General features: G+C 67.3%; 16 protein-coding genes. 9 read left to right on the forward strand and 7 right to left on the reverse strand.

Annotation, left to right across the window (positions count from 1 at the left end; translation table 11 throughout):
- Window positions 1-43: 43 nt before the first annotated feature.
- On the reverse strand, window positions 44-373 hold the full coding sequence (locus HII28_RS06905) for a nuclear transport factor 2 family protein (RefSeq protein ID WP_170024722.1): 330 nt from the start codon (window positions 371-373) through the stop codon (window positions 44-46).
- 521 nt (window positions 374-894) lie between these two features.
- Here HII28_RS06905 and HII28_RS06910 point away from each other — a divergent pair.
- From HII28_RS06910 to HII28_RS06925, 4 genes are all read left to right on the forward strand, one after another.
- On the forward strand, window positions 895-3,846 hold the full coding sequence (locus tag HII28_RS06910; protein WP_170024723.1) for a VWA domain-containing protein: 2,952 nt from the start codon (window positions 895-897) through the stop codon (window positions 3,844-3,846).
- Between the two features lie 54 nt (window positions 3,847-3,900).
- Complete coding sequence (locus HII28_RS06915; protein WP_170024724.1) at window positions 3,901-4,305, forward strand: VOC family protein; 405 nt, start codon at window positions 3,901-3,903, stop codon at window positions 4,303-4,305.
- Window positions 4,302-4,583: a helix-turn-helix domain-containing protein gene (locus HII28_RS06920; protein WP_170024725.1), complete on the forward strand. Its 282-nt coding sequence runs from the start codon at window positions 4,302-4,304 to the stop codon at window positions 4,581-4,583. The genes HII28_RS06915 and HII28_RS06920 overlap by 4 nt, the downstream gene beginning before the upstream one ends.
- Window positions 4,584-4,721: 138 nt before the next feature.
- On the forward strand, window positions 4,722-5,243 hold the full coding sequence (locus HII28_RS06925) for a pyridoxamine 5'-phosphate oxidase family protein (RefSeq protein WP_170024726.1): 522 nt from the start codon (window positions 4,722-4,724) through the stop codon (window positions 5,241-5,243).
- 36 nt (window positions 5,244-5,279) lie between these two features.
- Here HII28_RS06925 and HII28_RS06930 read toward each other — a convergent pair whose 3' ends face one another.
- On the reverse strand, window positions 5,280-6,542 hold the full coding sequence (locus HII28_RS06930; RefSeq protein ID WP_170024727.1) for a LuxR C-terminal-related transcriptional regulator: 1,263 nt from the start codon (window positions 6,540-6,542) through the stop codon (window positions 5,280-5,282).
- 164 nt (window positions 6,543-6,706) lie between these two features.
- Between HII28_RS06930 and fdhA the strand changes: the two genes are divergently transcribed.
- On the forward strand, window positions 6,707-7,927 hold the full coding sequence (gene fdhA, locus HII28_RS06935) for a formaldehyde dehydrogenase, glutathione-independent (RefSeq protein WP_170024728.1): 1,221 nt from the start codon (window positions 6,707-6,709) through the stop codon (window positions 7,925-7,927).
- 69 nt (window positions 7,928-7,996) lie between these two features.
- Window positions 7,997-8,395, forward strand: a complete 399-nt coding sequence (locus HII28_RS06940; RefSeq protein WP_170024729.1) for a heme-binding protein — start codon at window positions 7,997-7,999, stop codon at window positions 8,393-8,395.
- A 34-nt stretch (window positions 8,396-8,429) separates the two neighbouring features.
- Here the strand turns inward: HII28_RS06940 and HII28_RS06945 are convergent, their stop codons facing one another.
- Both HII28_RS06945 and HII28_RS06950 read right to left on the reverse strand, forming a co-directional pair.
- On the reverse strand, window positions 8,430-9,638 hold the full coding sequence (locus HII28_RS06945) for a hypothetical protein (RefSeq protein WP_170024730.1): 1,209 nt from the start codon (window positions 9,636-9,638) through the stop codon (window positions 8,430-8,432).
- Window positions 9,639-9,706: 68 nt separating this feature from the next.
- On the reverse strand, window positions 9,707-11,731 hold the full coding sequence (locus tag HII28_RS06950) for a TetM/TetW/TetO/TetS family tetracycline resistance ribosomal protection protein (RefSeq protein ID WP_170024731.1): 2,025 nt from the start codon (window positions 11,729-11,731) through the stop codon (window positions 9,707-9,709).
- A 286-nt stretch (window positions 11,732-12,017) separates the two neighbouring features.
- Here HII28_RS06950 and HII28_RS20670 point away from each other — a divergent pair, with 286 nt between their 5' ends.
- From HII28_RS20670 to HII28_RS06960, 3 genes are read left to right on the forward strand one after another with little or no spacing between them, the layout of a single operon-like run.
- Window positions 12,018-12,383: a hypothetical protein gene (locus HII28_RS20670; RefSeq protein WP_346769222.1), complete on the forward strand. Its 366-nt coding sequence runs from the start codon at window positions 12,018-12,020 to the stop codon at window positions 12,381-12,383.
- The gene (locus tag HII28_RS20675; protein WP_346769223.1) at window positions 12,374-12,703 is read left to right on the forward strand and encodes a hypothetical protein; all 330 of its coding nucleotides are present in this window, start codon (window positions 12,374-12,376) and stop codon (window positions 12,701-12,703) included. Before HII28_RS20670 ends, HII28_RS20675 begins: the two co-directional genes overlap by 10 nt.
- A gap of 5 nt (window positions 12,704-12,708) precedes the next feature.
- Window positions 12,709-13,503, forward strand: coding sequence for an LLM class flavin-dependent oxidoreductase (locus HII28_RS06960; RefSeq protein WP_240977262.1), 795 nt, complete (start codon window positions 12,709-12,711; stop codon window positions 13,501-13,503).
- Window positions 13,504-13,615: 112 nt separating this feature from the next.
- On the opposite strand, the gene HII28_RS06965 is transcribed toward HII28_RS06960, so the two are convergent.
- The 3 genes from HII28_RS06965 to HII28_RS06975 form a co-directional block, all read right to left on the reverse strand.
- On the reverse strand, window positions 13,616-14,140 hold the full coding sequence (locus HII28_RS06965) for a VOC family protein (RefSeq protein WP_170024733.1): 525 nt from the start codon (window positions 14,138-14,140) through the stop codon (window positions 13,616-13,618).
- Between the two features lie 189 nt (window positions 14,141-14,329).
- A complete protein-coding gene (locus HII28_RS06970) occupies window positions 14,330-14,794 on the reverse strand; it encodes a GNAT family N-acetyltransferase (protein WP_170024734.1) in 465 nt (154 codons plus the stop codon).
- 46 nt (window positions 14,795-14,840) lie between these two features.
- Complete coding sequence (locus HII28_RS06975) at window positions 14,841-15,332, reverse strand: GNAT family N-acetyltransferase (protein ID WP_170024735.1); 492 nt, start codon at window positions 15,330-15,332, stop codon at window positions 14,841-14,843.

A 15,332-nucleotide genomic window follows, 5' to 3' on the forward strand; every position in this document is an offset into this window, starting at 1 on the left:
AGGATCGCGGTCACGATCGCGGCGCTGGTGGACCCCGGTCGGATCAGCTGATCACGAGTCGGGAGATGAGGCCATCGCGGATGGTGAACAGGAACGGACCTGTCCCGTTGAAGCCATCGCCGGTCACGGTCAACGTGACGACGTACTCGCCGTCCTGATCGCCTGGGTGAGCACTCACCGGATCGAAGTGCGCCCGGACGCCGATGTTGTCCGTCGAATCCCACGAGCGGACCCCGCTTCGGCCCTCGAACTCGCGACCCCAGTCATTCAGGTATGCGTCCTCGGTGAACGACGCGACGAACGCCTCCGTATCGCCACGATTCGTCGCGTCGATGAACCTCTGAATCGGAGTTGGAAGGACTGCATCGGACACGGCTGACCCCATTCGCCCACTCGACGGTTCCACTCCGGCCGCGACATCGACGCCATCCGAGGCGCCATGCGGCGGGTCCTGTGGATCACGGACGATCGGATGATCCCCGTGCGCCCATGACATCACGACGGGTGGCAAAGCTGCCACTGTTCTCCGTGGACGGTGGCTTCAGGCGATGAGGCTGCGCACGACGACGTAGACGGCGAGCACGCCGACAGCTGCCCCGACGATCGCGTCCGCGATAACCAGGACGAAGTTCCCCACGAAGCCGAGTTTTCTCGGATCCCGCCATGCCCATGACCACCGCCCCCCGGTGTGTGCGATCCGATCCTCGGGCGAGGGGTCGAGGCAGGGGAATGCGACCTGTTGCACCAGCATCCTGTTGCGGCCGGATGACGACCTCGATCGACTCACTACCTTTCGAGTTGCGACGCTGAGCCGTACTATTTTCGCAACTGCGCCCGATCGATGGACAACGACCGACGTCGGACTGGCACAGCAGGGACGTTTCGGGGGGAAGCGTGCGCCGACTCTGGATCCTCGCCGTCGTCGTGGCGGTTCTCGCCGTCACGGTCGTGCCGATCGCACCTGCAGCGGAGGCCGCGGTGCCTCCCGCCACGGGCAACAACGCCGTCATCACCGTGAAGGTGGGCTCTGATCGCAGCGGTACGAGCGCCGTGAGCAACCTGGCGGGCGCCGTGCTCGGGTTCTACAGTTCCGCGACCTCGACGACGCCTTTGTTCACGTGCACGTCGGATGCCGACGGCGACTGCAGCATCACCGTTCCGAATACTGAGGTCGGCGGAGCGAATCGCGATGTCCGCTACACAGTGCGGCAGATCAGTGCGCCTACTGGGTACTACATGAATTCCACGCTCGCGATCGGGACGACCCCGGCGTCGTCGAGCTACTCATTCCAGACGGGGACGCAGTTGCGCGCCGGCACGACGTACACGTCACTGTCCAACTTCATGATCAGCACCGGCAACACGACGGACACCGCATCGGGCGGCATCTGGCAGGACAGCCGCAACAACCCGGTGCTCCCGGCTCAGTGCGGCCTCAGCGTCGCCATCATCGCCGACCTCTCCAACTCCGTGACAGCGACAGACCTGGTCAACCTGAAGGGCGCGGCCACCACTCTGGTCGGGTCGCTCACGGGCACGCCGTCGACGGTGTCGCTCTTCACGTTCGCCACGAACGCTCCAGCCGCGGGTGCCGCGAACGTCAACCAACCCGGTCTGATGCCCGTCTCGACCCCGGCCGGGGCGGCCACGGTCGACGGCCTGATCAACGGGTGGGCACTTCCAGGGGGCGCAGACGGCGGCACGAATTGGGACCAGGCATTCCAGGCCGTCGCGAGCGCCTCGCAGCACTACGACGTCGTCGTGATGATCACCGACGGCAACCCGACATACTACGGGAACCCTGTTCAGGGACCTGGGAACCGCACCCGCTTCCGTGAGGTCGAGAACGGAATCTTCTCCGCCAATGCCGTCAAGGCGTCAGGAAGCCGCATCGTCGCGATGGGGGTCGGCGCTGGCGTCTCCGGCTCTCCGGACAACCTCCGCGCCATCTCCGGTCCGACGCTCGACAGCGACTACTACCAGGCAACGGACTACGGCGCTGCGGGCGCCGCGCTGCGTGCGCTCGCACTGGGCAGCTGCGCGGGCAGCCTGACCATCGTGAAGCAGGTCGTGCCGCCGGGTACTCCGGTGAACTCCATCGCGGGAGCACAGCCGGCGGGCGGCTGGACGTTCGGCGCCTCGACGACCACGACCGGTGTGACCATCAACCCCGCCAGCGGCGTGACGGCCGACGGCACCGGCGCCGTGAACTTCGCACTGACCTTCACGGGAACCACGACAGCAGCGGTGAATGTGAGCGAGACCCAGCAGGCCGGATTCTCCTTGCACACCATCAATGGGGACAACGCCGTCTGCACCCGAATAGACACCGGCGCCGGCGTGCCCATCACGAACGTGGGCGACGGATTCACGGTGAACGCGGCATCCGACTTCCCGGTCAGTTGCGTTGTCTACAACCTCGCACCGGTGCCGCCGGCAACGTTGCTCGTGTCGAAACAGTGGGTGGTCGACGGAGTCACGTTCCCCGAGGGACAACAGCCGGCAGAGCTGACCACGAGCCTGCTCATCGACGGCTCGTCTGCGGATTGGTCGACGGTGCAGACGGGCTTCTCCGCAGGGGATTCCGCGGCGATCACCGAGAATGCGGCGGTGGCGGAGACCTCGCTCTGCACGATCGACAGCGAATTGTTGACGACGGCGAACGGCATCACGACAAGCGCGGCACTGCCCTTCACCGCGACCTTGCAGCCGGGTGCCAACACCTACGAGATCACCAACGTCGTGACCTGCCCGGCACACCTCACCCTCTACAAAGATGTTCTCAACGGACCTGCCGCGGCCACCGACTGGACGTTGAACGCCGCAGCACCCGACGGCGCGCTCCCCGGCCCGTCGGGTGTCAGCGGTGTCGAAGCAACCGTGACGCCCAGCGCCACGTATGCGCTCTCCGAGAGCCTCGGCGACCCCCGCTACACACAAGTGGCCGATCCGAATGCGATTCCGGTTCCCGGCTCGACGGTCAGCTGGTTCTGCAATCAGATCGATCCCGCCACGGGAGAGATCATCGCAGGCTTCAGCGACGGCCTGAACGGCGGGGTGACGATCCCGCCGGGATTCGACGTGCAATGCCAGGCGCGGAACGAGAGCGCTCAACTGACCTTGGTCAAGACGGTTCAGAACACCCACGGCGGATCCGCCGCGCCCGGTGACTGGACGCTCACCGCCGACCCGGGCGACAACGACTTCGGACTGACATCGCAGAGCGTCACCGGCTCCTCCACGGGAGAAGTGGTCTGGCTGCGTCCCGGACAGCCGTACACCCTGAGCGAGTCCGGACCCGACGGATACGACCTCTCGGCTCTGGACTGCACCATCGGCACCGATCCGGTCCTGCGCGCACTGCCTGGCGACACGATCACGCTGCAGCAGAACCAGTACGGCGTGTGCACCTTCGAGAACGTCGACCGGCCGGCCCACCTCACGCTCGTGAAAGAGGTGCACAACGAACACGGTGGGACGGCCACCGCGTCCGACTGGACGCTTTCGGCCACCGGGCCGTCCACCATCAGCGGCACCACAGGGACGGACGCCGTGACGAATGCTCCCGTGGTCGCCGGAACGTACACGCTCTCGGAGTCCGGCCCTTCCGGATACTCGGCGTCGGCGTGGACGTGCACCGGCGGCGACATCAGCGGCACCGCGCTCACGATCGCGTACGAGGCGGATGTGACGTGCACGATCACGAACACCGACCAGGCGGCGCCTCCCGTCCCGCCGAGCGGAATGCTCCCGAGCACCGGATCCGACGTTCCGTGGATCCCGGCCCTGATCGTCACCCTTGGCGGATTGGCGCTCGTCCTGCTGGCTCGCCGCCGACGGACCTGAGGAGTTCGCTCCCGGGGCTTGACGCTACACTTCGATTTTGAAAGTGTTGCCTCCATGAGCCTTTTCATCACCTGTCCCGTCGAGAGCGTCGAGCGCGCGACCGCCTTCTACACCGCGCTCGGATGGAGCTTCAACGCGGAAATGTCCGATCACAACGTGTCGTGCTTCACGATCGCACCCGAGCAGTACGTCATGCTCGGCAGCCGCGCCATGTACGCGAGCGTCGGCGGCGTCGAGGAGCTGGTCGGAGGACCCGACACGCCTTCCAAGGTCACGGTTTCCTTCGACCTCGACAGCCGCGAGGCTGTCGACGACCTCGTCGAGCGTGCCGGAGCCGCAGGCGGGCGGATCGGCGACACCGACGACTACCCCTTCATGTATCAGCGTCAGTTCGACGACCCCGACGGCTACCACTATTCGCCGTTCTGGATGAAGCCGGACGCCGCTCCGACCGCGTGAGCGACCTCGCCGCAGCCCTCGATATCGTCGGAGCACGGTGGGCGCTGCTCCTGGTAGAGCGGCTGCTCGACGGCCCGCAGCGTTACGGCGACCTGCAGCGCGACCTCGGCGTGCCGATGAGCGTGCTCGCGACCCGTCTGCGAGAGCTGGAAGAGGCCGGTGTACTGTCTCGCCTGCCGCTCAAGCACAACACCCGCGCCTATGCCCTGACGGATCGCGGACTCGCCTTGAGCGAAGCGATCGTCGCGCTCCAACGCTGGGGCGCCGAGCAGGCCTGAGCCGTGCTGTCGAAGCGGGGTGCCGTCTGGTGAAGGTCGTGTTCCCGCGCGCGCGACCAGAACAGAGTCAGCAGCTCGGGCGACTAGGGGACTGTCGGATTCCCCGGGTGTGAGACGACCATTGAGTGGAGGTGTTCCATGACCGAACCCATCACCACCATCGACCGCCGATTCAGCATGCCGCAGGCGCGGCCGACGAGCTGGGCCGACACCGAGCAGATCCTGCTCGACGCCCAGATGTCGTGGATCTCGACGGTCCGTGCCGACGGCCGCCCCCACGTCACCCCGCTCGTGGCCGTGTGGCTGGACGGCGCCCTGTATTTCACCACCGGATTCCATGAGCAGAAGTACCGCAACCTGCAGGCGAACCCCTACGTCGTCGTCACGACAGGGAACGCGACCTGGAACGGGGGCGTCGACGCGATCGTCGAGGGGAAGGCGGTGCCGCTCCACGACGAGATCGAGCTCACCCGCGTCGCAGCAGCATTCGGCGGCAAGTGGGACGGCGACAGCTGGCACTACTCCGTCGAGAACGGCCACTTCGCGCAGCACGACGCCGGCAGCAATGACGGCGTCGAGAGCGAGGTGTTCAAGGTGACACCCACCAAGGTGTTTGCGCAGGCGAAGGGGAACTTCGGGCAGACCCGCCACCGCTTCTGAGGCATCCGCTCGCGCGACGCGGACGCCGCGTGCGGGTCAGATGCCTGCCGGCTGCGCCAGGAACACGGATGCCGCCTCGGCGCGCGAGGTGACCCCGAGCTTGCGGTAGATCGCGGCGACGTGGAACTTCACGGTGTTCTCGCTGATGCCGAGTTCGCCGGCGATCGCCCTGTTCCGCCTGCCTGCCGCGAGCAGCTTCAGCACGTCCACTTCACGTGGGCGCAGTTGCCACGCTGCGGCGAGCGCCGCCGTCGCGTGCGGTGGATCCAGCGGGATGACGATCGACACCTCCGTTCCCCAACCCGGAGTCGCCTCGATCTCGAGCTGACCGTTGAGCGCGTGAACGCGCTGGCGCACGAGCTGCAGCTGCGTCGAGGCGTCGGTGAAGTCGCCCGGCCCGTCGTCGCGCATGTCGATGAGCAGGTTCGTACCGTCGCATCCCCACTGCACCCGAACCCTGCCGACCTCTGGCCGGTCGACGAGCGCGAGGATGGACCCGCGAACGACGGCCCGCGCTCCGTGAGCGACCTCGCTCGGCAGCGGGCGCCCATCCGCAGGCGGTTCCACGAACTGAACGTCGAGCTCTCGGTACTTGACGAGCGGGCGCAGGTCGTCGCGAAGCCGCTCGAACGCCGTCGTCACGGGCTCCTCGGTGAAAGTGCGCACGCGGTCGCTGGCCGTGCGCAGGTGCACCATCCCCTGCGCGGCGATGCCCGTCGCCGTCGTGCGTGCCGCCTGGTCGTCGAGTGCGGATGACCGCAGTGCGGCGAGCACGGATTCGAGCGTGGTCGAGTACTCGTCGGCGAGCTCGCTCAGCGCCTCCATGCGCTCGCCGGATGCCGCACGTGCGCGCTGCAGATAGTCGGGAGGGGCGGCATCCGCGAGTTGCTGAACGCGCATCGCGACCAGGTTCCACGCCTGAAGCACGATCCCATCGGTATCGCGCGGCGGGCCCGGATGCGCCATCACGAGCAGAGCCCCGTTGCGCGAGAGCGCCTCGAACGTCGGCACGTGCTCGCCGTCGACCTCGAGTTCGCCGCGCCTGGCGGATCCTGGCGGGAGCACCCGGCGAAGCTCATCCAGATCGAGGAACGACACGCCGTCGATGAACGCCCGATCACCCGAGCCGCGTCGCGCGGCGCCCGAGGTGTCGGCTGCGAGGATCAGGAGCGCATCGTGCGCAACGAACCCGACGAGCGACGACGAGAGCCGGTCGGCCAGCGCGTAAGCGGGCGCGCTGACCACGGTGACGAGATCGCGCAGCGTCTTTTCGGTGCAGGACCCACCCCCGTCGGTCACGATTCCCACCCTAGGCCGTCGCGCTGCACCTGGATCGCCCACCCGTTCGGGTGGGCGGAACGGTCCTCAGGAATGGTGGCCGCGCAGCGGCACATCGCAGAAGCTCGATCACAGCGGGCGGCGGCGATGCCGGTCGCGAAGCGGCAGAACGGTGGAGGACGACGATGTCAGGCAATAGGGCCGTCGTGTACAAGGGACCGGGTGTGGTCGAGGTCGAGGACACCCCGTACCCCGAGTTCGAATTGAAGGACGGACCGGGGGTGAATCCCGCGAACGTGGGCCGCAAGGTTCCGCACGGAGCCATTCTGCGCACCGTGTCGACGAACATCTGCGGCTCGGATCAGCACATGGTGCGAGGGCGCACCACGGCGCCGGCCGGGCTCGTGCTCGGACACGAGATCACCGGCGAGGTCGTCGAGGTCGGTCCCGGCGTGGAATTCATCAAGGTCGGAGACATCTGCTCGGTGCCGTTCAACATCTCGTGCGGCCGCTGCCGCAACTGCAAGGAAGGCAAGACCGGCATCTGCCTCAACGTCAATCCGGATCGGCCGGGGAGTGCTTACGGCTACGTCGACATGGGCGGATGGGTCGGAGGACAGGCCGAGTACGTGCTCGTGCCCTACGCCGACTGGAACCTGCTGAAGTTCCCGGACCGCGACCAGGCACTGGAGAAGATCCTCGACCTGACGATGCTGTCTGACATCTTCCCCACCGGATTCCATGGCGCGTTCACCGCAGGCGTGCGCCCCGGCTCGAGCGTCTACATCGCCGGCGCCGGGCCGGTCGGGCTCGCCGCAGCGGCCGGAGCCCAGCTCCTGGGAGCTGCCGTCGTGATCGTCGGCGACCTCAACGCCGAACGTCTGGCGCAGGCGCGCTCATTCGGATGCGAGACCGTCGACGTGTCGAAGGGCGATCCCCGGGATCAGCTCGAGCAGATTCTCGGAGTCCCCGAGGTCGACGCCGGCGTCGACGCGGTCGGATTCGAGGCGAAGGGTCACGGTGCGGACTCCTCGCACGAGGCGCCGGCGACCGTGCTCAACGACCTCATGGGCCTCACCGCGGCCGGCGGAGCGCTCGGCATTCCGGGGCTCTACGTCACGGGCGACCCCGGAGGCATCGACGAGGCGGCCAAGACCGGATCCCTGTCGCTGCGACTGGGCCTCGGCTGGGCGAAGTCGCTGTCGTTCACCACGGGTCAGTGCCCTGTCATGCGATACAACCGGCAGCTCATGGAGGCGATCCTGCACGACAAGGTGCAGATCGCGAAGGCGGTCAACGCCACGCCCATTCCGCTCGAGCAGGCGCCGCAGGGGTACGCCGACTTCGACAAGGGTGCCGCACGCAAGTACGTGCTCAACCCCAACGGCTACATCAAGGCCGCGTAGGGATTCGCTGAATCGATTCCGGATGCCCGTGCTCGCGGCATCCGGTCATCCCCGATGAAAGGAACACTCATGTCCGTCACTCTGGAAGACGCTCGCCGCGTCATCGCCGCCGCCGAAGCGCGCGCCGACGAGATCGGCCAGCCCATGAACGTCGCCGTCGTGGACGCCGGCGGCAACCTCGTCGCGCACGAGCGCCAGGACGGCGCGTGGATCGGCAGCGTCGAGATCTCGATCAGCAAAGCGTGGACGTCACGTGCGTTCGACATCTCCACCAAAGACCTCGGCGACAACTCGCAGCCCACCCAGCAGTTCTTCGGCATCCACGCCACCAACCACGGCCGCGTCGCCATCTTCGCCGGCGGCGTGCCACTGGTGCGCGACGGCCGCGTGGTCGGTGCCGTCGGAGTCAGTGGAGGCTCGGGCGAGCAGGACCAGACGGTCGCCGAAGCCGGGGCCGCCGCGTTCTGAGGGCGGCCGCGCAGTAGCTCGACTGGTGACGTCTCTATCCGTTTTGCCGGCCAGCGCGGCGCCGCCGAACTGTTGCTCCGGTGAGAAGGCTCGCTCCAACGGCGACGACGAGCACCACCGGCCACAGCGGAGGCACCGAACTGCCGGTTGCTGCGAGTTCCGAAGATGCCTCGGCCGGAGTGGGCGTCGGCGCAGTCGTGTCTGCCGCGGGAGCCGTGAAGCTGACGGTTCCCGTGGCGATGCTCACCGATTGGGCCGTCACGGACACGCTGGTGGCACCGAACGGCACGTCGACGTCCACCGTTGCGGTCTCGCCGGCCGGGACCGACTGCTGGGTGGTCTGCGTCGTCCCGTCCGGAAGTGCTGCCGTGATCGTGAAGGTGACAGGGCCGGCTGCGACCGATGACGCATTGAGCGTCACCACCGCCTGCCCTCCGGTACTGCTGGCCGATCCTTGCTGCACGGATGCCGTCGAGTTCTCCGCGGCGGAGACTTCGAAATCGTAGGAGAACGCGGTGGTGCCATGCGTCACCGAAACCGCGTCGGCGTATCCGGTCGCTCCAGGGGCCGCACCACTGCCGAGGCCCACCTGGACCTGACCCCACACGCCGGTCGGATAGCGGGCCGCGAAATCGCCGAAGGTGCACGGCGTTGCCTGCACGCAGAAGCCTCCGTCCCCCGCATTGGACTGGAACACGATGGAGTCGGCACTCAGAGTCCAGGTCTGCCACTGACCGCTGGCGGCGGTGCCGTTACCGGGCTCGCCGAAGCTCACCGTGGTGAACGTTCCAGCCGTCGTGCCCACCTGCCACCCAGCGAAACGCATGACGGGGAGGCTGCTTGCGACGCCCGAGGTGGCGAACGTGAACGTGGAGAAGCTCGCGCCCAGCAAGGTGTCCCATGGCGATGGAACGGCGCCGGCCGGATTGGTGTAAACCTGGGCGCGGTCAGCCGACGTCGGCGTCGTCAGCTGGAGACTCCCCCGACCGCTCGGCGGGGTCGCGGGTCCCTCCACCAGCTGCTCGACACCACCGCCGCCAGGATTCGCCGGATCGATCGCCCACCCGTTGCCACTGTCGGCATTCGCCGTCGAGGTCAGCGCATCGATGACGTTCGCACCCGGCGCCGCAGTGGCCCCCGGCCCTGAGAAAACGGCGGCGAGAAGAACGATTCCACCGATTGTCAAGACGGCTGCGGCCGCACGAATCCCTTGGCTCATGACTCCCCCGATGTCAGAGGACATGTTACGCGCCTTCAGACAATCCACAGAGAACGCCATTTCAACCTCCTGTGACGCCACTGTCCGCCCGCTCATCGGGGGTTCGCCCGCTCCCACAATTCGCTGTCGAGTGGATCCATCCCGTGGCGTTCACGGGTCGGCGGCGGCCCGGTCACCGGCCGGTAGTGGTCGTGTTCGAGGGCGAGCACGGCCTCGCCGCGCGTCAGGTCGGGGAGCGCGACGGCCAGCGTTCGTGCCATCCGCGCGGGTACCGTGCCGGCCAGCGCGACCCGGTCGTGCTCGGGTTCCATGGAACGGATGATGCCCTCATTGCGTCGCAGGAGCGCGATGACCGCATCAGCCGCGTCGGCCCCCGTGTCCACGGTGAAGGCGTCCACCGGCTCGCACACGATGGTGCCCGCCTGTGCGAGCGCCCGATGGATGAGCATGGGCGCGAGCAGGCGGAAGTCCGCGCCCACCGACGACATGCCCTTGTTGAACTTCTGGTGGGAGTGGCTCTGCCGCGGCGCGTATCCGGTGTGCGTGATGGTGACGTGCGCGTCGGGGATCGGCCATCCGTATCGACCCTGCGCGAGGCCGGCCTCGATGCCTTCACGTGTCGCAGAGAAGAAGGCCGGCGGCATGGATCCGCGCTCAACGGCCAACTCGACCGTGAGGCCCGTCCCGATCTCGCCCGGCGCCACGATGAACCCGAGCGTGGCGAGGTATCCGGTGGTGTGCTCGCTCATGATCGCGTGGGCAGACCCGATGTTCGAGATCCGCTCGATCTGGCGCGTGGTGGTGGGACGGAACACGACGGCGATGCCGAACTGCTCGTCGAGGAGCGCGGCGATGACCTCCTTCTGCACGTCGCCGAACAGGGTGACGGCCACTTCAGCGCGATCGTCGTCAACGCGCAGCGCGATCAGGGGATCCTGCTCGGCCAACGTCGACAGCGCTGCGAACATGGCACCGCGTTCCGCGGTATGCACGGGATCGACGACGGACTCGAGCGTGGGTGCGGCGAAGCGCACGGACGGCCGCGAAGCGCTCGTGGTTCCCAGCCAGTCGCCGATGCGTGCGCGGGTCAGCCCGCGCATCCGCACGACGTCTCCCGCCCGTGCAGCCTCTGGCGGGCGGACGCCGGACGGCGCGCTCACCTCGAGCCATGAGACCAATGAGCGCACGCCTTCGTCGTCCACCCGATCCCGTTCGCGAAGGAGTCCGCCGAACACGCGCGCCCAGACGATGCGACCCCGCTCGTCGTTCTCGATCTTGAACACGCGCGCCGACAGCGGATCGGTGTCAGCGTGGGGCGAACCGACGGGGAACTCGGCCATCACCGACATCAGCTCACGGATGCCGGCGCCCGTCATCGCGGAGCCGAAGACGACCGGCACCACGTCGCGGGCGGCCCACTCCGATCGGAACGCCGCGCGCGCCCGCTCACGAGACGTCGTCCGCGAGTTCACGAAGTCGTCGAGGAGGGATGCGTCGTGCTCGGCGAGCCGCTCCCGCACCTCGTCGCGGGACAGCTCGAGCTCTGCGACCGCTGCATCCTTCGTGCCGAGGCCGCCGACCTCCGTGAACGGCACGACACTGGTGCCATCGCGGTCCGCGAGGCGTCGTCGCAGTTCGCGCACGACGCGATCGGGATCCGCGCCCTGCCTGTCGATCTTGTTGACGAAAACGGCGACGGGCAGGCGGAGGCGGGTGAGAGCGCGCCACAGCACGACGGTCTGCGGCTGGACTCCCTCGACGGCGCTGACGACGAGCACTGCCGCGTCGAGCACCGAGAGACTGCGTTCCACCTCCGCGATGAAGTCGGCATGCCCTGGGGTGTCGATCAGATTGACCTGGGCGGGCGCGTCGCCGTCATGCCGATCGAGCAGGAATGATGCGACGTTGGTGCGTATCGTGATGCCGCGTCGCCGCTCGATGTCCATCGAGTCGGTCAGCGACGTTCCGGCGTCGACGCTGCCGAGCGCGTCGATGGCGCCGGAACTGAACAGGAGCCTTTCGGTCAGGCTCGTCTTGCCGGCATCAACATGCGCGACGATGCCCCAGTTCGCGGTGACCGCGTGCCCCCGAGGCGTGGGCGAAGAAACAAACGACACAGGACTGCTCCAGAGAGGTCGAGAAGACGATGGGCTGAGCAGTCGTTCGCCGCATGGTTCTTCCTTTCCCGAGTCGAGTCCTGGTGTCGCGAAGATCCATGCGCCCACGCCCACGCCGACTCGGCAATGAAACCGAGCCTCGTCGTCGGCAACGTCGAGATGGCGGACACCAGTCCGCGGATTCGAGTCGCACTTCGCGCGTCCGCTTTCGTTGCGCAGCTCGCTCGAAGAGAATCACTGGGTGCCGATTTCGCAGGTAGCGCTCCTCTCGGACGTCCATGGAAACGTGACGGCTTTCGAAGCCGTGCTGGCGGACATCGCTTCCCGCGGCATCCGCTCGGTCTACAACCTGGGCGATGTGGCGGGCAAAGGACCGCGCGGATCGGAGGCCGTCCGACTCAGTCGCGAGCGGTGCACCGTCACCGTCCGCGGGAACTGGGATGACATGCTCGGCACCCGCGATCTGACAGACCTTCCAGAAATGCAATGGTGGGCGACGGAGCTCAGCGCCGACGACCGGCACTGGCTGGGATCGCTGCCCGAGTCTCACGACCTCGCGCTCGGCGACCATCGCATTCGGATGTTCCACGCCTCGGCCACGAGCGTCTACAGCCGTGGCACACGGATCCCGAATTCGACGCCATGTTCCTGAACACGGAACTGACCGGGGAAGGTCCTCTCCCGAACGTGGTCTGCTACGGGGATATCCACAGCGCGTACACCAAAACCGTTGACGGCAGAACTCTCATCAACGTCGGCAGCGTCGGCAACGCACTGGACGAGACGACCGCCTCCTACGTCATCCTCACGCCCGCGGCGGACCGACCAGAGCTACAGATCGAGTTCGTGCGAGTTCCCTACGACCGGGAAGCGGAGATCGCGGTCGCCGTCGCCAGCGGGATGCCCGCCACCGAGCCCTACGCCATCGAACTGCGCACCGCCGTCTACCGCGGGCTGCAACCACAGAGGTGATGACCATGAGACCCTTCCGATTCGGAGTCGTCGCACCGATACTCACCGACCTGGCGTCGTGGCAGGACAGCGCGCGGCGCATCGCGGATCTCGGCTACTCGACCCTGCTCATGCCGGACGTTCCGGGCTTTCAGCCCGCTCCCGGGCCCGCGCTGGCCATCGCCGCTGCGGCCGCGGACCTGCGAGTCGGCAGCTGGGTGTACGCCGCCGCCCTGCGGCAGCCATGGAGCACTGCACGAGAAGCGCACTCGCTGACGATGCTCACCGGCGGTCGCTTCGAGATGGGCATCGGGCTCGGCCGTCCCGGCATAGAGACGGAGCAGGGACTGCCGAAGGTCTCCGGCGCCGAGCGGCTTCGCCGCGTGCAGGAGACCATCTCCGTCCTGCGAGAACTCGACGGACCGGAGCAACGAACGCCGGTCGTCATGGCGGTGCGCGGACCTCGATCGCGGGAGCTCGCTGCAGAGGTCGCCGACACCGTGACCTTCGTGCTGGACGCGGGCGACGATCGGGTTCTGATCGAACGGAGTGTGCGTGAGTTCGCCGCCGGCCGGGACATCGAGCTCGCCCAGCATGTCGGTGTCGTCGGCGACGCCAGGGCCGCGTTCATGGCGGCGCCCGGCACGGACACGGCCGCCCTGCGCGCCGCCGATTCGCTGTTCCGGTTGCCGGACGACCCGTCAGCCGTCGTCGACGAGCTGCAACGCAGACGCGAGGAGATCGGCCTCAGCTACTACGTGTTCGGCGCGGCATTCGCCGAACTGCTCGCCCCGGCCGTCGGGCAGCTCGCGGGGCGCTGAGTATCGCCGGTGCTGCGCCCTGGAACACCTGTCAGGCATTCTGGCCAGGGAATCCACCGGCGTGCTGACCCTCCCCAGGGCAGAAACGCGCGTGGGAGCCGGCACATCCGCCTCAGCGGATCGGTGCGCTACTGCGTCCCTGCGCTCCCCCGCTCAGCTCGGCGTCGAGGGTCTCTTGCGTGACGCGCATCTGCTCGGCATATGCCGGATCCTTCAGGCGCTGCCACATAAGGTCCTCTGGAACGTCCTCGACCTGACTGACGACCCACCAGATGTTGCCGAACGGATCCTTGATGCGCCCACCGCGTTGTCCGAAGGCACTGTTGGAGAGTCCCGTCACCACTGTGGCACCGCCGGCAACGGCTTTCGCGAATGCCGCGTCGGCATCCGGGACCCACACTCGCAGCAGGCTCGGCATGACCGGCCATTCCGGACGGCGATCGAAGGCCAGCAGAACGGTGTCGTCCACCTGGATCTCTGCATGACCGATCGCCCCGTCTTCTGTGGCGACGCGGGCGAGTTCCACCCCGTCGAACACCTGCGCAACGAAGTCGAGGAAGGCTCCCGTGTCATCCGTCACGATCCACGGAGCGACGCTCGTGTATCCGGCCGGGGCGGCATTCTGACATTCTGACATGTTCGGTCCCTCTCCTGACGGTTCGTGATGTTCGAACAATAGGAGTGATACAGGACGGGATCTGTCCTCTATTCCTTCTGGCAGATCAGCCTCGAGCTCGAATGCCGCGTCGCCCATCGACCGGCAGGCGGCGCGCTGCCTCCCGCCAGAGTCGCGTTCCGTGCGCACCCACGTGATCCCGGGCCGACCTCACCTCCGCGCCGAACCGCCGCGCTTCGTGAGGATCCCCGGATTGTTGGGGTCGATCAAGTCCTCGTATTGCGGATGCCGGTCGATGAACGTCCGCACGATGGGGCAGAGGTTGGTCACCCTCTTGCCCTGTTCGCGCACGTCGTCCAGCACCTGGCGGATCATCTCCGACGCCACGCCTTGTCTGCGGAACTCCGGGTAGACGGCGGCGGCGAGCAGCACGATGCGGTCCGCCATGCGGTTGTAGGTGACGGCGCCGAGCGCGGTGTCACCCACGATCGCGGTGTAGACCTGCTCCTTCTCCTCGTTGACGACAGTGATGTCCATGTCCACCCTCTGGTCCGGTTCCAGGAGCTGATCGATGATGGTGACCTGGTCCTCGGTGAGGGTACCGACCCCGTCCGGGTAGCCGGCCTGGTCCGGGTACTCGAACTGAAGATGCTGATGCGTTGTCCGATCGGTCATGTTCGTGCCTTTCGAGAATCGAGGCGGAGCGGATGGATTCCTGCTGTCATCCGACGTCGTGTTCGAAGTCGGCGAGGGTGTCATCCGTAGCAGAAGTGGCATCCTGCCCAGACGGGCGGGCGCCGGAGCCGGGACGGGCGCCGGAGCCGGGATGGACGTCGTCGATGAGGTCGGCGTACTCGGGATTCCGCGCGATGAACTCGCCGACCACGGGACAGATGATCGTGATCTTCTTGCCGGTCTCGCGGATCGCGTCCAGCACTCGCGCGATGAGCTCCGTCGCGACCCGCTGGTGTCGATAGGGATGCGCCACCCAGGTGGAGAGCAGGACGACGCGACCTCCGACATACCGGTAGGGCAGTTCCGCGACGGTGTCCTCGTTCAGCACGGCCTCCCAGCGTCCGTGCTCGTCGTCGTTGATGACGTCGAGCTCCCAGCCGGACCGGATCTCCGCGAGGTCGGTGCGGTCGACGACGGCGATGAGCGACGCGTTCCTCTCGCGCTGCGCATCCGCCTCGGCCTCCAGATCGATCGCCAT

The sequence above is a fragment of the Planctomonas sp. JC2975 genome (genome assembly GCF_012985205.1).
In the GTDB taxonomy this organism is placed as follows: domain Bacteria; phylum Actinomycetota; class Actinomycetes; order Actinomycetales; family Microbacteriaceae; genus Humibacter.